Origin of the sequence: Rhizobium sp. BK316, assembly GCF_014193695.1 — a bacterium.
In the GTDB taxonomy this organism is placed as follows: domain Bacteria; phylum Pseudomonadota; class Alphaproteobacteria; order Rhizobiales; family Rhizobiaceae; genus Rhizobium.
In genome coordinates this window covers 770,131-787,325 of record NZ_JACHZR010000004.1, presented here as the reverse complement: position 1 = coordinate 787,325, position 17,195 = coordinate 770,131, and the positions used below count along the sequence as shown (strand labels likewise).

Genomic DNA, 17,195 nt, shown 5'->3' with positions numbered 1-17,195 from the left:
CGGTACGATTCTAATGACCAACGGACGTGAGGGCTTCACCATGGCTCAGAAAGTGCATCAATATCTGATCTTCGAAACCGCTGGCGGCTTTTGTGGCATTGCCTGGAGCGACGCCGGCGTGACGCGGTTCCAGCTGCCGACGAAGAGCGCCGAGTCGACCGAACGCCTGCTGTTGCGCCGTTTGACGGTTGCTGAACCGGGCGCACCGACGCCACTGATTCAGGAGGCGGTTGCCGCTGTGAAGCGCTATTTCGAAGGTGAGGAAATCGACTTCTCCAGCGTGCCTGTCGATCTCGACGGTCAAGACGCATTTTTCCGCGATATCTATGCCGCCGCGCGCCGCATCGGTTGGGGCCATACGACGACTTATGGCACGCTTGCCAGGGAGCTCGGAGCAGGGCCGGAAGCAGCACGGGATGTGGGGCAGGCGATGGCAAAGAACCCAGTCGCGCTCATCATCCCCTGCCATCGCGTGCTTGCCGCAGGCGGCAAGATTGGAGGTTTTTCCGCACCCGGCGGTTCGACCTCCAAGCTTCGCATGCTGGAGCTCGAAGGCGTGCAGGTCGGCCCGCCTGCGCCGGCTCAACAATCGCTGGATTTTTGAGGGCGTAGTGCAAGCAAGTGCTTGGAATGTGTTGAGAAACCTCGCTATAAATCTCTGTCTGTAGCGAGGTTTTTTCATGAAGAAGATTTTCAATCCGCCATCTGTCCGCCGCCCCTTTGGAAATTACAATCACGGCCTCCTCGTGCCGCCGGGCGCGTCCCTGCTGGTCACGTCCGGTCAGCTCGGCATCAGCCTCGATGAAAAAATCCCTGACGATGTGACGGCACAGGCCGAGCTCTGCTTCGAAGCGATCAAGGCGATCCTTGCCGAGGCCGAGATGAGCTTTGCCGATGTCATCCGCATTTCCGGCTTCGTGACGAAGCGGGAAGATTTCCCTGCCTATATGGCGGTGCGCGACCGGTTCACGCTCGACCCAAAACCTGTTTCGACGCTCATCATCGTCAGCGGTTTTACCCGGCCTGAATTTCTGGTCGAAGTAGAAGTCACGGCCGCAAAGGTCGTTTGACCTCTACGGCTTGATCGCAAGCTCTGCGTGAAAACAAAGAGATAGAGCATTTCCGTGGTTCGGAGATAAACGGAAATTCTCTAGAAGCGTTCCATCGCGGTCTGCACCTTGGCGAGAAATGCTGCCCGCGTTTCCGGCGTGCAGTTGTTCATGTCGTAATGGGCGAGAAAGGTGACCGGTTTGAGCGGGTTGATCTGCGCCCGCAGAACCCGTTTCACGATCTTTTTCGGGGGATTGCCGGCGACAAAGGCACGGAAAGGTGTCGCGCCATAGGTCAGCACCGCTCCGAGCTTTTTGATATGGCGGAGGCGCGATTCAACCTTGCCGTCCACGAGTTCGAAGGAGACGCCGGGAAGCCAGACTCGATCGAAATAACCCTTGAGGATGGCCGGGAAACCGAAGTTCCACACCGGTGTGCAGATGACCAGCGCCTCGGCCTGCCTCAGTCTGTCGACATAGGGTTTTACCAGAGACGTATTCTCCGGATAGTCGTGATAGACCAGCCGGTCATGCTGGGAGAGAACGGGATCGAATTTTTCGGCATAGAGATCGCAGGCGTCCACCTCATGCCCGGCCCTGGCGAGGCTCTCCAGGGTCTGCCTGTAGAGCGCTTTGCCGTAGCTTTCCTCGACCGGGTGCGAGTGGATGACGAGAACCCTCATGAGGCCTCCATGACGGCCGCAAGACCGGGGAAGAGGTAATTCTTGCCGGCGTTGAAGTCGAAATTGGGATTCTCCCAGGCGATCATCTTGCCGGGGTTGAGCAACCCCTTCGGGTCGGTCTCATGCTTGAAGGCGAGCTGTACCTTGTCGGTGCGCTTCATGCCGCCTTCTTCCAGCGTATAGCGGTGCGGATTGAAGATTGGGCAGCCGTGGTCCTGGTGGATCTTGATGATTTCTTCCAGCCGTTCCTCTGTCGTGTAGCGTACCAGCGGCAGGCCCGAGCACTGGATCTGCCCGTCGAACCTGATGAATTCGAGATGACCCGGCACCTCGTCGCCGAAAATCTCGACCATTTTCCGCACCTTGGCGACATGATCCGGCCCCGGATACTGCACCTGCAGATAGGTGAATGTCGGATCGACCTTGAGCGCACGCAGCGTCGTATGGTTCCAGGCAAGCTCATAGGCATGCGGAATGCCGCGCATGCTCTCGACCTTGTCGGAGCGGAACATGATCTCACCCTTCTGAGCTGCAGTAAACGCAAGGAAGGCATCCATGGAATGCGGCGCGATCATCAGCACGACAATCGACTGGCCCTGACGGATATAGGGCTTGTGCCGGGTGAAATAGTCATGCGGGATGGGAGCGGCGATCGGCGCGATTTCCTTGACGAGAATGCCGTTGCACTTCGCCAGCGCATCGGAGAAACGCACCGCATCCATGAAGTCGTCATAGCCGACGAGAACGTCCACCCAGTCATAGGCGGGTGCGAGCGGCATTTCGATTTCCGTAATGATGCCGTTGGTGCCATAGGCGTGGCTGACTTTCTGCAGGTCCCAGCCAGTGAGATCGAGCACCCGGGGCTCCGCCTCCATGGTCACGACGCGCAGGCGTAGGATATTGCCAAGGTCGCGCAATCCGCCCCAGGTGATCGAACCGACGCCGCCAGAACCGCCGGCAATGAAACCGCCGACCGTCGCCATCTGGGCGGTCGAGGGGTGGAAGCGCAATTCCTGGCCGGAATGCGCCTTGGTCTGCTTGTCGAGCTGGGCGATCACGATACCGGGTTCGCAGATGACGCGACCGGGATGGATCTCCTTGATCTTGTCCATGGCGGCAAGGTTCAGGATGATGCCGCCGGAAAGCGGCATGGCCTGGCCGTAATTGCCGGTGCCGCCTCCGCGCGGGGTCACTGGGACGCCATGGGCATAAGCGACCTTCAGCGTCTGGATGACCTCGGCCTCGTTCTTTGGTGTGACGACGATATCGGCCGTCACATTGTCGAGCTGCGCCTTCAGGATCGGCGAATACCAGTAGAAATCCCGGCTCTTCTGGCGAACGAGCGCCGGATTGTCCTCGATCGCGATGCCTTCGAGTTCTCTTTTGATCTTCTGAAAATCGGCCATGTCAGCCTCCAACGACGCTATCGAGTTCACGGTAATCCGGCAGGCTGCGGTCGATCACCTTGCCGCGGCGAAGCACGACGCGGTCAGACTGCGGACGGGAAAGGAATTCGCTCCAGCGCCGGGCGCTGAAGAGCACGAGATCGGCGGGATTGCCGACGGCAATACGGCTCATCTGCGGCCTGCCGGCAATCCTGGCCGGTGACGTCGTGACGACACGCGCCGCGTTGTCGAGCGGATGATCGAGATGCAGGATGCGCACTGCCTCGCGGAATACCTCGACCGGATCGAGATCGCCATAGGCATAGAAGGGATCGCGGGTATTGTCGGAGGCGACTGCCGTCTCGACACCGGCAGCCGCCAGTTCCTTGAAGAGCGTAATCCCGCGCCAGCGTGGCGTTCGGTCCGGATAGCGATCCTGCAGATACATGTTGCACATCGGCAGCGAGATGATCGAAATCCCCGCCTGGTGGACCAGTTCCACCGTCCGCTGCGCCGTATCGTCATCCTGCCGAGCAAGCGAGCAGCAATGACCTGCCGTCACCTTCCCCTCGAACCGGTTGCGCAGGACGGCTTCGGCGATCGCCTTCAATGTCTCCACGCCCGGATCGTCGGTCTCGTCGACATGCAGATCGACATCGAGTCCGTTCTTTGCTGCCGCGCGCAGAAGCGTATCGAGCTGCCAGTCGAGCAATGGTCCCATCTTGGTGACACCGCCGAGCAGGCCGCCCTTGTCTTTGACGACGGCGACGAGATCGGCGAAGAAACCTTCGTCGACCATATTGTCGAGCGGGAAAAGGGCAACCGCCTGCAGGGCGATCTTGTCCTTCCACTCGTCGCGTATTTCGGCAAAGACCTCAAAGGAAATGCGGTGTTGCGGGGCAAGCGAATCCAGATGCGTGCGGATCAGCCCGGTGCCATGTGCATAGGCCGAACGCAGCGAGAATTCCATGCGCTTGCGCACATCGGCTGTCGACCAGTTTGCCTCCCGGTCTCTGCCTACGGCTTCCAGCGCACCCATGAAGGTTCCATCCGGATTGGGTTTGCGCGGCCAGATATGGCCCTTGTCCAGATGTGTGTGGATATCGGCAAAGCAAGGCCAGACCATACCCTCTTTCATATCGGATTTGGCGAACTCCGCCGAAGCCGTGCCCGGCGGCAGGATCGCTGCAATTAAGCCGTCCGCAATCACGATGTCAGCTTTGACGAGCCCCTCGGCTGCTGCCGCCGCATAGCCTGTCGCAACGGCCGGAAGCGTCGCATTGGCAAGCACGAAGCGGCCCGCATTGGGAGGAGACATGAAAGAATAGGTCATCAATTTTCCCGCTTCAGGCTGCTCTCATGCCAGCGATGCAGGCTGAGCCATGAAATGAAGGAGGTAATGGCAAAGATTGCGACCCCGAGCATCGACAGCATGAAGAGCGCGGCGAATAGGCGGGGAATGTTCATGCGATATTGTGCTTCAAGGAGCCGGAAGGCGAGGCCGGAGCCCGCACCTGCCGAACCGGCTGCAAACTCGGCCACAACTGCCGCAATCAGGGCCAGACCGCCGCCGATGCGAAGCCCGGTCATGAAATAGGGCTGGGCTGCGGGCAACTTCAAATAAAGCAGCGTCTGCCAGCGCGAGGCGCCGTAGAGCTCGAAGAGATTGATGAGGTTGTGGTCGACGCTCTTCAATCCCTGTACCATGTTCGACAGGATCGGAAAGAAAGCGACGAGAAAAGCGCAGATCAGCAACGCCACCTGCGTGGACGGCGCATAGATCAGGATCAGTGGCGAGATCGCCACGATCGGCGTGACCTGCAGGATGACGGCGAGCGGATAGAAGGCGATCTCGATCCAGCGCGACTGCACTAGGAAGACCGCAAAACCGACGCCGCCGATCAGCGCGAGCGCCAGTGACATGAAAGTGATCTTGGTCGTAACCCAGAGCGCCGGCGAAAGCGTGCCCCAATCGCTGACGAGCGCTCCGGCAACCGCAAATGGGCTCGGAAGGATATAGGGCGGCACGCCCGAAACCTTGACATAGGTCGCCCAGATCGCAATCAGCACGATGATGGCGAGAAAAGGCACGCTAATGCGGAGCGCCAGATCCCGGCGCTTCGCATTGAGCGGATTGGACATGGCCGGCAGGGAGTTTTCGACTGTCTCTATGCTCATCAGTCTTCCTTTGCTGCGTTGATCGCGCCAATCAGCGAATAGGAAACGGTCTCGCAGGCCCGCCGGTATTCCTCGGAAGTTCGGTAGTGCGCATCACGATCGACGCTCGTGGTCAGCGGAATATCGGCATGGACGCGGCCCGGCCGCGCCTTCATCACCACGATCCGATTGGAAAGGTAGGCAGACTCAAAGACGGAATGCGTGACGAAAATCACCGTGATGCCGGTCGCCTTCCACAACCGCAAAACGTCGTCATTGAGCTTTTGGCGGGTAATCTCGTCCAGAGCGGCAAAAGGCTCGTCCATCAGCAGCAGTTTCGGTTTGGTCACCAAGGCGCGGGCGATCGACACACGCATCTTCATGCCGCCGGAGAGTTCGCGCGGATAGGCATCGGCGAAATCATGCAGGCCGACAGTCGCGAGCGCTTGCATGATCCGGTCGCTCGCCTCCGCCTTGGAAACGCCGCGCAATTTCAGCGGCAGATAGACATTGCCGAAAACGGTCTTCCACGGCATCAGCGTCGGCTCCTGGAAGACGAAGCCGATATCGCCTTCTGGCAGGCCCTTCGAATTGATGCGCGAACTTGGCCAGTCGATCTTGCCCGCCGTGGCGTCGCCAAGGCCGGCGATGATGCGCAGGGCCGTGGATTTGCCGCAGCCGGAAGGACCGAGAAGGCTGATGAACTCGCCGCTTTCGACTGTCAGGGACATGCCCGAAAGCGCGATCGTGCCGCTGGAAAAAACCTTCGAGACGGACTGCATGACGACCAGCGGCCGCTTGCGTATTTCCTTCGAAGGCGCCGCCTTGGTTTCGGCTAGGGACATTCTCTCGCTCTTTTATCGAAGGGGATGCGGCCCGCCGCCTGAGAGCGACGAGCCTGCCTTGGGAGGCTATTTCTTCAGTGATACACCGACGCTCTTGCAGACGAATTTCGTCGTAAAGGCCTTGGTGTAGTCGGTGTCGGTCTTGAAGACCTTGATCGCCACCATTTCGTCGAAGAACTTCTTGTAGTGGGCGTCCGTGATGCAGCCGATGCCCTTGTCCAGGCCATCACCGGATTCGATGATGCCGTATTCCTTCATCTTGGCGATCGAATAAGCGATCTGGCCATCCGTCATTTCGGGATTGTCCTTCTTGATCAGCTCGTTGGCCTTGCTGTTGTCGCCGTAGAGATAGTTGTACCAGCCCTCGATCGAGGCATCGACGAAGCGCTGCACTACGTCCGGCTTGCTATCGATCATCTGCTGCGTCGTCGTGATCATCGTCGAATAAGGCGAGTAGCCGTTATCGGCGAGCAGGAAGACCTTCGGTTCCCAGCCGGTCTGCTTCTGGATTTCGTAGGGCTCGGAGGTCAGATAACCCTGCTGGGCAGATTGCTTATCGGCAAGGAAGGGACCTGGGTTGAAGTTGTAAGGCTTGTACTGCTCGTCCTTGAAACCTGGAAAGTTTGCCTTCATCCACTCGAAATAGGTGAGGTAACCGTCCTTGCTGAGGAACAGCGCCTTCAGCTTGGCAAGGTCCTCGAACTTATCGACGCCGACATCGGGATGAGCGATCAGGATCTGCGGATCCTTCTGAAAGATCGCGGCGACATCGACGAGCGGAATGCCCTGCTCGACAGCGGAGATTTCACCCTGCGGTCCGCCCATGTAGAAATCGATCTTGCCTGATATCAGCAGCGCATTGTTGGCGGCGTTCGGCCCGCCCTGCACGATGGAAACGTCGAGGCCGTATTTGGCATAAGTTCCGTCGGCGACCGCCTGGTAGAAGCCGCCATGCTCGGCCTGCGCCAGCCAGTTGGTGCCATAGCTGACCTTGTCGAGCGCATAGCCGGGTACGCTGGCGGCAAACATGCCGCCAAGCCCAAGAACTGCAGAAAATACGGATGTTTTCAATCTGTTGGACATGGCGGCATTCCCCTTCTGGTGCCTTGGAAGCTCGTTTTCGACCCCCGATTTTCTTCATTTGAGCGATTGCTTCGCTCTTTGAAAAGCAGCAAAATTCGTGCGCAGTGATGCCTTTTTGGCATCCCACTGGATTCTGTGCCTGAATTGGGCGCTGTGCTCAAAAACGATGCAATGAGGTCGCAATGCTGCACTCCAGAAAGCTTCTCTACATCAACGAGATTGCCCGCACGGGCTCGATCCGAAAGGCCGCAGCGCGCCTCAACGTTGCCTCTTCGGCGATCAACCGGCAGATATTGGCGCTGGAGGAGGAAATGGGCGCTCCGCTCTTCGAGCGCCTACCGAGGGGGCTTCGGCTGACGGCCGCCGGCGAGCTCTGCATCGAACATATCCGTGAGGTTCTGAAGAACTACGAGCGGCTGGAGGGGCGTATCAAAAGCCTCAAGATGCAGCAGGCCGGCAAGGTCAGGTTGGTGACGACTGTCGGTCTTGCCTCAGGTCCATTGCCGGAGATCATCACCCGCTTCCAGTCCGAGCATCCGCGCGTCTTCATTCAACTGCGCAACGATGCCGGGACGATGACGGTCAATCCGGTGCTGTCGGGTGAGGTGGATATCGGCCTGGGCTTCAATATTCCGGCCACACCCGGCATCCGCACGCTCGGAAATTTCGATATCCCGATCGGCGTCATCCTGCCGCCTGGCCATCCCTTGATCGGACCCGGACCGATCAGCCTTGCCGACGTCGTGCAGGAACGGCTGGTGCTTGCGCAGCAAGGTACCAGCCTGCGTGAGGTCATCAACCTCGCAATGGCCAGGCTCGATATCCCTGTCGAGCCGGTTCTGGAAACCAATGCATCGGAAATGCTGAAGAAACTGGTCAAATGTGGGGCAGGGCTCTCCATGCTGAACCCGCTCGATGTCATTACCGAATGCCGCCAGGGCGAGCTGGTGTTCCGCCCTCTTGCCGAGCCGCACAGCCGCCATCAGCCGATGAAGCTTTTCGCGCGTGCCCGCGCGCCGCTCGATTCCGCGACCAGCCTTTTCGTCGAATATCTGCTGGCCGAGCTTGCGGGCCTCGTTCAGGAGTTGCAGGCCAAGGGACACATCCCGCTGGAGCGGCCTGTCGTTGCGTAATTACTGCGAATAGAGGTTGGAGAGCGGATAGCGCTTCAGGTCGTAGAGCAGCTCTATGAAGCCCTTCACCTGATGGCGGCAGATCGCGTCGCCCTTTTCGGCTGTGCCCTTCGAGGCATCGCCGACCACGCCATTCGGATTGAGATCGTGGGCGATCCAGGCAAGTGAATGCGGTGGCAGCGGCTGGATATAGCGCGATTGCGCGCGCATCCATTCGGCCTTTGATATGAAATTCTCAGCCTTTTCCATCCGCACCAGATCCGGTCGGAAATGCAGCATCAGCGATGTCTCCACTTCGCCGCCATGAATGCCGTAACGCGTTTCGTGCTCGCTGATCATGCCCTCGGGATTGCCGAACCGGCCCCATTGGGTGGAAACGACGGCCATCTGGTAGCGTACCCTGAGCTCGCGGGCGACGATGCTCATGATATCGACATTGCCGCCATGCGAATTGACGATCACGAGCTTGCGCAGGCCGGCTTCCGCCACCTTCGCGCCGATCGCCGTCCAGACGGGGATCAGCAGCTCGGCGCTGAGGGAAAGCGTGCCTGGACCGTAGACATGCTCGTTGGCCTTGCCGATTTCCTGTGTCGGCAGGACGAGGATATCGAGGTCATCGGGCCGTTGCCGGCGCAGTTCCGCCAGCATGCCGTTGGCGATCGCCACATCGGTTGCGACGGGCAGATGCGGACCGTGTTGCTCCGTCGAGGCGATCGGCAGGATGGCGATGGTCGTTTCGGCAGAGAGAGCGGCAAAATCATAAGTGTTCAGTTCATTCCAGTAGAATGGTGTCGCCATCGCCGCTTTCCCTCTTTGTCAGTCCTTGACAGTGAGTAGGGAATATTGCGGCATGCGAAAAGCATCGATTTGCGCGCGCGCCGCTGCCTTTTTGAGCGCATCATATCTTAGCTCGATGTCACGCCATCGTTGCCTGCGGGAAATAATATTCCGCCGCCGCCCTTTTCGCGGAAGGCTTTGGTTTGACCGCGCTCGGCACAAGTCTGTAGATAGTCACCAGCATGCGGGCACGTCTGCAAGTGTTCAAGATAAACGATTGGCAACAGGAGGGCCGACCATGAGCTTACGTATTAACGATATTGCTCCCGATTTCACCGCCGACACCACCCAGGGTCCCATCAAGTTCCATGACTGGATCGGCAATGGCTGGGCCGTCCTCTTCTCGCATCCCAAGAACTTCACGCCGGTCTGCACGACCGAGCTTGGCACGATGGCCGGCCTCGAAGGCGAATTTAAGAAGCGCGGCGTCAAGATCATCGGTATCTCCGTCGATCCCGTCGAAAGCCACGCCAAATGGAAAAATGACATCAGGACGGCGACCGGCTTCGATGTCGAATATCCGCTGATCGGCGACAAGGACCTCAAGGTCGCCAAGCTCTACGACATGCTGCCCGCCGGCGCCGGCGAGAGCTCCGAAGGCCGCACGCCCGCCGATAACGCCACCGTGCGCTCGGTCTTCGTTATCGGCCCGGACAAGAAGATCAAACTGATCCTCACTTACCCGATGACGACGGGCCGCAATTTCAACGAGATCCTGCGCGCCATCGATTCCATCCAGCTGACCGCCAAGCATCAGGTCGCAACCCCAGCCAACTGGAACCAGGGCGACGACGTCATCATCACTGCTGCCGTTTCCAACGAAGACGCGATTGCCCGCTTCGGCTCCTTCGATACGGTTCTGCCCTATCTCAGGAAGACCAAGCAGCCTTCGGCGTAAGTTCGCCGCGGATTTCGATCGAATCAAAAAGACGCCCCGGTTTCCGGGGCGTCTTTGTTTTCGGTGACTGAGCCTGCCTCTGACGCGATTGCGAGCCGCCGGCTCTTATTTGCTGGAGGTAATGCTCGCAAAAGCGAGGCCGACTGCGAAAAACGCAAATGCTGCGACAACGCCACTGACGATGATGATGGTATCTGTTGGCATAGGAATCTCCGTTGGTTGTGACCGGAGATTACGTCTGCTTCAGCCCGGATCGTTTGAGCGAGATCAAATCCTACTGGCCTATTCGGATGGCGTCACACGGGTCCAGAACTCGTTGAATGCGACCGAATCGAAGAAGGCCGAAGCGCGGACGATACGGTCGTCGCGCATGTCGAGGAACCAGGCATAGGTATTGACGTAAGGTTTCCCGTCGCGGGCGATGCCGCGGGCGTCGAAAAAGACGATCACGGTGTCACCGTCGGCATAGACGTTGCGGATCACGGGCTTCAGCGGCGCCTTCATGCGGGCGTTGAACGGGCGGATCACCTCGCGCAGAAACGCCTCGCGGCTCGGATAAGTCTTCGACGCCAGCGAATAACCCTCGATCGTCCAGCGGGCGTCGTCGGCGAGCAGGTCATAGGGGCTGCCTGTGCCGGCCGCCCACGCTTCAAAGCCGGCCTCGACGGCCGCCTTGTTGCGGCGTTCGGTTTCGGTCAGCGTCTGCGGCGCGGCACGGGCTTCGAGCCCGCCCAGGGCCAGGATTGTGGCGGCAATGCCGAGAGCAGCGTTTAAGATGCGGCGGGCAACGGATGTCGGGCTGCGGACAGTTGCGCTTGCAGGGATGGACATGGTTTCCTCCAGGGATTGGGACGGTGGTGCGGCACCCGCCAGCGGGTGCCGCTGCGACGCGCGATGCCGATCAGATCTGGTTTTCCCAGGCCTTGAGCTGATGCTCCCTAAGCATGTCCTCGATAACTTTCGGAACCACGTTGCGGAATTTGCCAGTATCGGCTGGAACGATCTCGATCATCCGGTCGATCATTTCCGTCGGGTCCATCTTGCCTTCGGGGGTGGCAAAGAAGTCGTTGAAGCCGTTGCGCAGGTCGGCCCGCTTGGTGAAATTCTTACTGTCATCCAGCCAGCGGAACGGATTGTCGGCCATCGTCTCGTTATAGCCAGTGTAATAGGCGCCCGGATTGATCGTCTGGATCTTGATGCCGTAGGGGCCGAGCTCCTGCTGCAGCGCTTCGGCGATCGATTCCAGAGCGTGCTTGGTGGAGACGTAGGTGCCCCAGTTGGCCGGCGTGAACAGGCCGCCCATCGATGAGGTGAAGACCACCTTGCCCTTCTTGCCTTCGCGCACCCATTTCTGGACGACACCCTGGGTCAGCGTGAGCGGCAGGAAGACGTTGACTTCGTAGTTCTTGCGGACGAGATCAATCGGAATTTCCCAGACCGGGCCGGCTTCGCCCATGCCGGCATTGTTCCAGAGCACGTCGAAATCGAAGCCTTGGGCCTGCTTGATGTCGTAGGGGTCGGTAAGGTCGAGGCGCTCGACGCGGAAACTCCTCAGGCCAAGGGCGGCGGCTTCTTCGCGCAGCGGCGTGACCTGTGAGGAAACCTGCGCGGTGGCGATGATGTTGTGGCCGTTCTTGGCCATGCCGATGGCGGCGGCTTTGCCGAAGCCGGAGCCTGCGCCGGTGATGAGAATGGTCTTGGTCACAATAACTTCCTTTCGATGTGCTTGGGTTGAAAAAAGGTAGTTCAGACGGAGAAAAGTCGTTCAGGCGGTGAGGGCAGCCGCTGCAGCCTGGGCAATTTCAAGGTCCTGGGCGACGGCCCCTCCGGACACGCCGACTGCGCCGATCATGATGTTACGTCCATCGGTGAGGGGAATGCCGCCGGCGAAGACGACGAGGCCGCCATTGGTTTGCTCTAGGCCGAACGAGGTGCCGCCGGGTTTACAGAATTCGCCGATTGCTTCGGTGCGCATGGAAAACAGCGCCGCCGTCCGGGCCTTGTTGACGGCGATGTCGATGGAACCCAGCAAGGCGCCGTCCATGCGGGCAAAAGCCTTCATGTGAGCGCCGGCGTCGAGCACGGCGATATTGGCTGGAACGCCAATTTCTCTTGCTCGCGCCTCGCCGGCGGCGATGACCCTGCGCGCTTCTTCAGCGGTAATCATGTCCCTGTCTCCTCTTCGTTCGAGGGTGGGTGCTCCCCGTTCGATGAGACAGGTGTAGGCCGAAGGCGCGTTGCCGTATTTCCATCTCTTGCTGCACTATGTGCAGATCTTGCGCTCGAATGGGCACGCAGAGGGGGCGGCGAACGCGTCCGGACGGCGGATATTGCTAAGAGGTGAAGAGCGCGCGGTACTGGCCGGGCGTCAGGCCGGTTATCTTGCGGAAGACGCGGGTGAAATTGGCCTGTGAGCCGAAGCCGGTATCGATAGCGATCTCCACCAGCGAGGACTGCGCGAGCCGCAGTTTCTCCTTGGCCGCCTCGATCCGTCGCTCGGTAACGTAGCGATGCGGGGCCTTGCCGGTGGCCACGCGAAAGATGCGAGAAAAGTGAAAGGGGCTGAGACAGGCCTCCGCCGCAAGATCCTCCAGCGAGATTTCCGCCGCAATGCGAGCCTCGATGAAATCGAGGACGCGCCTCAGCCTTTTCGGATCGATGGCGGGTGTCCGCGTCGGCGGACGCCAGCGGGCGGACGAATAGGTGCCAAGCAAATGCGCCGCCAGCGCCAGCTGAATCCCGTCGAGAAACAGCCGGTCTGTCGCTTCCAGTTTTCGGTTCAACACACCACGAAAAAGCTCACCGAGCTGCAAGACCACTGGATCAGGGACGCCGCCCGCATAGGCGAGCTGCACTCTCGCCGGATCGATGTCAAAGTTTGAAAGTGCACTCTCACCGACGAGCGATGGCGGCAGGAAGATGTGAAGGGACTCAGGCATCGTGCCGACGATTTCTACAGCGCTCTCATTGACTCCAGCCGGACATACCCATGCGACTCCGGGGCGGGCGATAGCTTCCCGCCTGTGACCGTCACCGGTCCATCGGATCTTCGACTGTCCCGAGAGCAGGACGGCTATTTCTGTGCATTCGAGTGTAAGGTCGACCTGCCAGCCCGGATCGAAACGCCGGAGCTCGACCTGCAGCCCTGAACAGTCGACAAGCCCGCCCACGCGCTCGCTGGTCCGATATTTTCTGTCCCCTTGCGATGCGTCGAAATCCATGTCGCCTTCTCGCCGTGAAGATAGGTCGGAAAATTCGAATTAATGGGTATCGTGGCTTGATTGCTGCCGTCGCCGCATCGGCCCTGAAGTTCTATAATAAATATTCGCCGGCGCGAGCCATGATTGTCAGGCGCCTGCGCACTGCAATCAGGATTTTGACGAAAACCCAAGCGAGTGCAAGTGTCATAGCCCGAAGGTGTACTGCTGCCATCTCGGTGACTTCAGCACCTACGGCGAATGGAGCGGTCAAGTGCTGTCGAGCGTCATGAATACGCACCAAATGCCAAGAGAAGTGCGCCGACTGCGATAATGACAAGGGCTTGCCAGTTTTGGGATACACCGAGAAACCTGATGCCCTGGTGCCGTGGTTCAAGCGTGGTGCCGCCTTGGGGTATTTGATGCGGATCACTCGATCTTCGACGAAGCGTCGATGAAAAGAATAAAAGTAGTCCGCCAATTATAAGAGCGGCACCGATCAAGATAGCCCACATCGTAGCCTCCGCTAGCGACAAGTGTCTGAATTAAACCAAACTCGGACTTGATGGTTCCGCCTTATGGGGCGCGCGTTGCGGCTACTGCCTGACAAAAATGCGTTCCCAAAGTGGGAAGGGAGGTAGGAGAGGGAGTGGGAAAGAAAGCGCCTGCTTCGGAATATTCAACGAAAACAGGCGCTTATCTTCAAATTGGCTCCCCGGGCCGGAATGGTCTTGATCCAGGAGGAGCCATCGATATAAGTAAAATCAAATAGTTATATGATATCTTCAACGCGATTGCCTTGAATTTGTAGCCCAAAAGTATTCGCATTTGTGGCCGGAAAACATTTACGAAACCACACTTGACTTTACCGCGCTTTATCTATAGCGGGGGTCTGTGACCGGTTCATGGAAAGCGCAAATCCGCCGGTCTTGCCACCGCCGTTAGGCGAGGGCGCGATGCAGGCCCGTGGGTTTGACTGCTTCGCAGTTCACTTGGAAGTTATAGTGAACCTTTCCCATCCTAGCAGCGGGGAAAAGCTGCGTTCCCGTATAGAAAAATTGCTCATCTTGGCGGCCGATTGTGTTGATGCCGTTGGCCCCGCCGCCGAACCCTGGCTGGTGAGGCTCGAGTTGGAATACCGCGCAGCATTGCGGCCTTCCGCCCATGATCGCGTAGCTGCTCTCATCGCAGAGGGACAACGCCATGGCTGAGGCTGACGAATTCCTGACAGCATCCCAGATTTGCAAAGAGCGTAAATTCTCGAAAGTGACGCTCTACAGCCTAATCCGGCGCGGGTTGCTGCCTACCGGTGAGCGGGTTGGCATCAGGGCGGTAAGGTGGCGCCGATCTGTCCTCGAGGAGGCTTTCCAAAAACTCAATTCGGAAAAAGCACCTGAGGCCAACGCGTGACGAACTGGAGAAAGGTGAAAACCGCAAGACTCGTGAAAGAAACCGTCGACCGGGTTTGGTCCGCGTGCTGGGATTTCGGCTGCCGGGAGCTCGGTGACATTACGCGGGAAGTCCTTCTCGCTGCACTTACGGAAGTGGCAACCAAAGACCGGAATTTAAGGGATGAACTTGTCCAGGTCATCGAGTTGGAAACCGATGAACACCGCGCCGCGTTGGACCGAGTGGCGCGAGACAGCAAATCAATCCTTGGCGGCGATTCCCGAGCTGATCGACTCGACAACGTGCGTTTATCTCTAAGTGATATCGAGGATGATTGTGGTCTAACGCTTCTCGATATCGGCCGTCTCAAGGCTGATATCGCCGAAGCGATCGGATTACGGTCTTTTGATTGGTGGAAGGTTCCGGTGAATATCCGCGATGCCGTCGACAAGCTTGAAAGACGTACGGAGGCATCGAAAGGTGACGCATCTTATGGCTTGGAACAGTTGGAGGCATTTTGAGCAGCCGTCGGATCGATTTTTCCTCAGACGCTGCTACCTTCAACGAACAGCGCGACGAATGGAGAAGCATGGGAGTGAGCCTACCGGGCCTTCCAAAAGCAGGCTTGAGGGTTGCTGCCGTTCTGCCAGGATTCTTGAACCGAGATCTCGGATACGCTTTTCCCACCGATGAGCAACTGGCGGAAGCCATCGGAGGTGACGTGAAGACTGCAAAGCGTGGCTTGTCATTCCTTGAGGATGCTGGCGCCCTTGAACGTGTGACGCAGCCGAAGCGCGATGACAAAGGTGTTGTTGTCGGCAAGTTGCGTCGCATCTACCTCACCTCACCAGACATCGCAAAGCAGCCTGAACCGAAGGGACAGGATGAAGCTGCGGGGCAATCACCGAAGGGACATTTACCGAAGGGACAGCCAGAACCGAAGGGACAGAAACGATCCACCGAAGGGACACCCGTATGTCCCTATATCCCTGATAGTAATACCCCTGATAAAGATTCAGCCTGCCCATGGGAAGATGTTGGTGGATACGCGCGAGGATCTGAAACTGTCCCTTCGGCTGCGGCCAGAAATGTCCCTTCGGTTCCCCGTCATTTTGTCCCTTCGGCGTATCGTGAAGACCTAGAGTTCCTGAATACCTTCGATGAGATCGTGGTGGAGATGACAGATGGAAAGACCATCGCGGCGGGCGCGATGGATCGGATTGTTCAGCAGGCCTTCGATAAGACCACCGACGGGAACGACCTGTTCATGCCATTTCATTGGCGTGATGTCTGCGCCCTGAGATCGAGAGAGACAGAGGACTGGTTTCGGCAGCGGGTGGGACAAGTAATTCATCGGAAGGCGGCATGAAGGAACTGACACCCGATCAACAGAAAGCACTGTTTTACCTGAAGCTGGAACGGAAGATCGATAGTGCCATCATTCCCGAACTGATCGCCCTCGGTCTAGCCGCGGGAGATCCGCTGCGGATCACGCCCTTGGGATGGGAACTGCTGCGCTTCTCTAGTCGGAAAAACCTTAAGCCCGAGAATATCCAGTGACGCCCTCTGATCGTCCGCTGATAACCTTGGGCCGGTTCGCGTGTTCTTGGCGCGATTTACCGGCCAGGCAGTTTCATACGTCGATCGAAGTTACTTCCGCGTCGGGGTGTCCGTTCGAATCTTGAGATATTTTGGGGGATGGCAAAAGCTTCAACTGCGGGGGATTAGCCAGTAACAGCTGTTCCGCAATGGTGCCTGCTCGAGTGTAAAAATTCTCGACGGCGGACACCACCCCGTCGGCGTACACCAAACCGCCCAGAACGATCGCAACGGCACCTGCAGCTTTTGTATACTTCGCCCGTCGCTCTTTCGGCACTAGCTCTGCGGCTTGCTTAGCCGTTGCATGGAGTTGGATTAGCTTTTCACCTATCGCGATAGATCCAAAAATGTCGAATAATTCGATCATTCGAATTGAGGCTAGGATTGCGTTTCCAACCATCTCGGAGGCAAAATCGTGGGTTTCAGAAATCTCATCGTAGACTTGACGTAAGTCTGCCACGTATTGCGTTCGCTCGTCCTCGCTGAGAACCACGACTGGCACGACGCCGGCTAACCCACCGCCCGCCATGTCGAGCGCCATTAGATGGGTATCAGTAAAAACCTCCGCCTTCGTGTTAGGCCACCCATTGGTCGCATAACGGATTTCGGTGAACATCATCAGATGCCTAACCGCATTGCGAAGATTGGTCCGATGGCGCTCGTTCAAAACGGCTTCATCGACGGCCTTGAGAAAGCGCTGAAATCTCAAACGTATTGCCGACAGAAAAATATAATACTCAGCTTCTTCCGGTTGAGAGCCAAATAGCGCAGCGAGCACTTCTAAGGTTCGATGTCCTCCATTCAGATCCTTAAACACGAGACACATGCGGTGTAATTCTTCGGCCTCATTACTCACGTTCGCCATTAAGGCAATGCTCCAGGAATCTTGAAACTATACCCATACCTGCATTTTTTGGCTCCGACACGTCAATAACCCGTG

20 protein-coding genes are annotated in these 17,195 nt (G+C 58.2%); 7 read left to right on the top strand and 13 right to left on the bottom strand.

What is annotated here, in order from left to right; genetic code table 11:
- The first annotated feature begins 40 nt into the window (after positions 1–40).
- The gene (locus tag FHT87_RS22750) at positions 41–604 is read left to right on the top strand and encodes a methylated-DNA--[protein]-cysteine S-methyltransferase (protein ID WP_183730992.1); all 564 of its coding nucleotides are present in this window, start codon (positions 41–43) and stop codon (positions 602–604) included.
- A 76-nt stretch (positions 605–680) separates the two neighbouring features.
- Complete coding sequence (locus FHT87_RS22745) at positions 681–1,070, top strand: RidA family protein (RefSeq protein WP_183729873.1); 390 nt, start codon at positions 681–683, stop codon at positions 1,068–1,070.
- An 80-nt stretch (positions 1,071–1,150) separates the two neighbouring features.
- Here FHT87_RS22745 and FHT87_RS22740 read toward each other — a convergent pair whose 3' ends face one another.
- The 6 genes from FHT87_RS22740 to FHT87_RS22715 form a co-directional block, all read right to left on the bottom strand.
- Positions 1,151–1,732, bottom strand: coding sequence for an NAD(P)H-dependent oxidoreductase (locus tag FHT87_RS22740; protein ID WP_183729870.1), 582 nt, complete (start codon positions 1,730–1,732; stop codon positions 1,151–1,153).
- The gene (locus FHT87_RS22735; protein ID WP_183729868.1) at positions 1,729–3,138 is read right to left on the bottom strand and encodes an FAD-binding oxidoreductase; all 1,410 of its coding nucleotides are present in this window, start codon (positions 3,136–3,138) and stop codon (positions 1,729–1,731) included. The genes FHT87_RS22740 and FHT87_RS22735 overlap by 4 nt, the downstream gene beginning before the upstream one ends.
- Position 3,139: 1 nt before the next feature.
- A complete protein-coding gene (locus FHT87_RS22730) occupies positions 3,140–4,450 on the bottom strand; it encodes a cytosine deaminase (RefSeq protein WP_183804982.1) in 1,311 nt (436 codons plus the stop codon).
- Positions 4,450–5,295: an ABC transporter permease gene (locus FHT87_RS22725; protein ID WP_183729862.1), complete on the bottom strand. Its 846-nt coding sequence runs from the start codon at positions 5,293–5,295 to the stop codon at positions 4,450–4,452. The genes FHT87_RS22730 and FHT87_RS22725 overlap by 1 nt, the downstream gene beginning before the upstream one ends.
- Positions 5,295–6,119, bottom strand: a complete 825-nt coding sequence (locus FHT87_RS22720) for an ABC transporter ATP-binding protein (protein WP_183729860.1) — start codon at positions 6,117–6,119, stop codon at positions 5,295–5,297. The genes FHT87_RS22725 and FHT87_RS22720 overlap by 1 nt, the downstream gene beginning before the upstream one ends.
- Positions 6,120–6,185: 66 nt before the next feature.
- Positions 6,186–7,148, bottom strand: coding sequence for an ABC transporter substrate-binding protein (locus tag FHT87_RS22715; RefSeq protein WP_246698123.1), 963 nt, complete (start codon positions 7,146–7,148; stop codon positions 6,186–6,188).
- A 236-nt stretch (positions 7,149–7,384) separates the two neighbouring features.
- Between FHT87_RS22715 and FHT87_RS22710 the strand changes: the two genes are divergently transcribed.
- Entirely contained in the window at positions 7,385–8,335 is a 951-nt protein-coding gene (locus tag FHT87_RS22710) for a LysR family transcriptional regulator (RefSeq protein WP_183729854.1), read from the top strand.
- On the opposite strand, the gene FHT87_RS22705 is transcribed toward FHT87_RS22710, so the two are convergent.
- Positions 8,336–9,133, bottom strand: coding sequence for a creatininase family protein (locus FHT87_RS22705; protein ID WP_183729851.1), 798 nt, complete (start codon positions 9,131–9,133; stop codon positions 8,336–8,338). It lies immediately after the preceding gene.
- 277 nt (positions 9,134–9,410) lie between these two features.
- Between FHT87_RS22705 and FHT87_RS22700 the strand changes: the two genes are divergently transcribed.
- Complete coding sequence (locus FHT87_RS22700; RefSeq protein ID WP_183729848.1) at positions 9,411–10,070, top strand: peroxiredoxin; 660 nt, start codon at positions 9,411–9,413, stop codon at positions 10,068–10,070.
- A gap of 282 nt (positions 10,071–10,352) precedes the next feature.
- On the opposite strand, the gene FHT87_RS22695 is transcribed toward FHT87_RS22700, so the two are convergent.
- The 5 genes from FHT87_RS22695 to FHT87_RS31275 form a co-directional block, all read right to left on the bottom strand.
- Positions 10,353–10,901: a nuclear transport factor 2 family protein gene (locus FHT87_RS22695; RefSeq protein WP_183729845.1), complete on the bottom strand. Its 549-nt coding sequence runs from the start codon at positions 10,899–10,901 to the stop codon at positions 10,353–10,355.
- A 70-nt stretch (positions 10,902–10,971) separates the two neighbouring features.
- Positions 10,972–11,775 carry an SDR family oxidoreductase gene (locus FHT87_RS22690; protein ID WP_183729842.1) on the bottom strand — a complete coding sequence of 268 codons (804 nt, stop codon included), beginning with the start codon at positions 11,773–11,775 and terminating at the stop codon, positions 10,972–10,974.
- A gap of 60 nt (positions 11,776–11,835) precedes the next feature.
- Positions 11,836–12,237, bottom strand: coding sequence for a heme-binding protein (locus FHT87_RS22685; protein WP_183729839.1), 402 nt, complete (start codon positions 12,235–12,237; stop codon positions 11,836–11,838).
- Between the two features lie 166 nt (positions 12,238–12,403).
- The gene (locus tag FHT87_RS22680; protein ID WP_183729836.1) at positions 12,404–13,291 is read right to left on the bottom strand and encodes an AraC family transcriptional regulator; all 888 of its coding nucleotides are present in this window, start codon (positions 13,289–13,291) and stop codon (positions 12,404–12,406) included.
- A 263-nt stretch (positions 13,292–13,554) separates the two neighbouring features.
- Positions 13,555–13,782, bottom strand: a complete 228-nt coding sequence (locus tag FHT87_RS31275) for a hypothetical protein (RefSeq protein WP_246698110.1) — start codon at positions 13,780–13,782, stop codon at positions 13,555–13,557.
- Between the two features lie 891 nt (positions 13,783–14,673).
- On the opposite strand from FHT87_RS31275, the gene FHT87_RS22665 reads away from it, so the two are divergent.
- The 3 genes from FHT87_RS22665 to FHT87_RS22655 are packed head-to-tail and all read left to right on the top strand — an operon-like array spanning position 14,674 to position 16,216.
- Complete coding sequence (locus FHT87_RS22665) at positions 14,674–15,177, top strand: hypothetical protein (protein ID WP_183804976.1); 504 nt, start codon at positions 14,674–14,676, stop codon at positions 15,175–15,177.
- On the top strand, positions 15,174–16,025 hold the full coding sequence (locus FHT87_RS22660) for a hypothetical protein (RefSeq protein ID WP_183804974.1): 852 nt from the start codon (positions 15,174–15,176) through the stop codon (positions 16,023–16,025). Before FHT87_RS22665 ends, FHT87_RS22660 begins: the two co-directional genes overlap by 4 nt.
- Positions 16,022–16,216 (top strand): hypothetical protein, encoded by a 195-nt coding sequence (locus FHT87_RS22655; protein WP_183804972.1) that lies wholly within the window; start codon positions 16,022–16,024, stop codon positions 16,214–16,216. Before FHT87_RS22660 ends, FHT87_RS22655 begins: the two co-directional genes overlap by 4 nt.
- 73 nt (positions 16,217–16,289) lie before the next feature.
- Here FHT87_RS22655 and FHT87_RS22650 read toward each other — a convergent pair whose 3' ends face one another.
- Positions 16,290–17,120, bottom strand: a complete 831-nt coding sequence (locus tag FHT87_RS22650) for a hypothetical protein (RefSeq protein ID WP_183804970.1) — start codon at positions 17,118–17,120, stop codon at positions 16,290–16,292.
- Between the last annotated feature and the right edge of the window lie 75 nt (positions 17,121–17,195).

Bases quoted from the DNA above. Each gene is read 5' to 3' on its own strand.
- FHT87_RS22750 (WP_183730992.1), top strand. From the start codon at position 41: ATGGCTCAGAAAGTGCATCAATATCTGATCTTCGAAACCGCTGGCGGC.
- FHT87_RS22745 (WP_183729873.1), top strand. From the start codon at position 681: ATGAAGAAGATTTTCAATCCGCCATCTGTCCGCCGCCCCTTTGGAAAT.
- FHT87_RS22740 (WP_183729870.1), bottom strand. From the start codon at position 1,732: ATGAGGGTTCTCGTCATCCACTCGCACCCGGTCGAGGAAAGCTACGGC.
- FHT87_RS22735 (WP_183729868.1), bottom strand. From the start codon at position 3,138: ATGGCCGATTTTCAGAAGATCAAAAGAGAACTCGAAGGCATCGCGATC.
- FHT87_RS22730 (WP_183804982.1), bottom strand. From the start codon at position 4,450: ATGACCTATTCTTTCATGTCTCCTCCCAATGCGGGCCGCTTCGTGCTT.
- FHT87_RS22725 (WP_183729862.1), bottom strand. From the start codon at position 5,295: ATGAGCATAGAGACAGTCGAAAACTCCCTGCCGGCCATGTCCAATCCG.
- FHT87_RS22720 (WP_183729860.1), bottom strand. From the start codon at position 6,119: ATGTCCCTAGCCGAAACCAAGGCGGCGCCTTCGAAGGAAATACGCAAG.
- FHT87_RS22715 (WP_246698123.1), bottom strand. From the start codon at position 7,148: ATGTTTGCCGCCAGCGTACCCGGCTATGCGCTCGACAAGGTCAGCTAT.
- FHT87_RS22710 (WP_183729854.1), top strand. From the start codon at position 7,385: ATGCTGCACTCCAGAAAGCTTCTCTACATCAACGAGATTGCCCGCACG.
- FHT87_RS22705 (WP_183729851.1), bottom strand. From the start codon at position 9,133: ATGGCGACACCATTCTACTGGAATGAACTGAACACTTATGATTTTGCC.
- FHT87_RS22700 (WP_183729848.1), top strand. From the start codon at position 9,411: ATGAGCTTACGTATTAACGATATTGCTCCCGATTTCACCGCCGACACC.
- FHT87_RS22695 (WP_183729845.1), bottom strand. From the start codon at position 10,901: ATGTCCATCCCTGCAAGCGCAACTGTCCGCAGCCCGACATCCGTTGCC.
- FHT87_RS22685 (WP_183729839.1), bottom strand. From the start codon at position 12,237: ATGATTACCGCTGAAGAAGCGCGCAGGGTCATCGCCGCCGGCGAGGCG.
- FHT87_RS22680 (WP_183729836.1), bottom strand. From the start codon at position 13,291: ATGGATTTCGACGCATCGCAAGGGGACAGAAAATATCGGACCAGCGAG.
- FHT87_RS31275 (WP_246698110.1), bottom strand. From the start codon at position 13,782: ATGTGGGCTATCTTGATCGGTGCCGCTCTTATAATTGGCGGACTACTT.
- FHT87_RS22655 (WP_183804972.1), top strand. From the start codon at position 16,022: ATGAAGGAACTGACACCCGATCAACAGAAAGCACTGTTTTACCTGAAG.
- FHT87_RS22650 (WP_183804970.1), bottom strand. From the start codon at position 17,120: ATGGCGAACGTGAGTAATGAGGCCGAAGAATTACACCGCATGTGTCTC.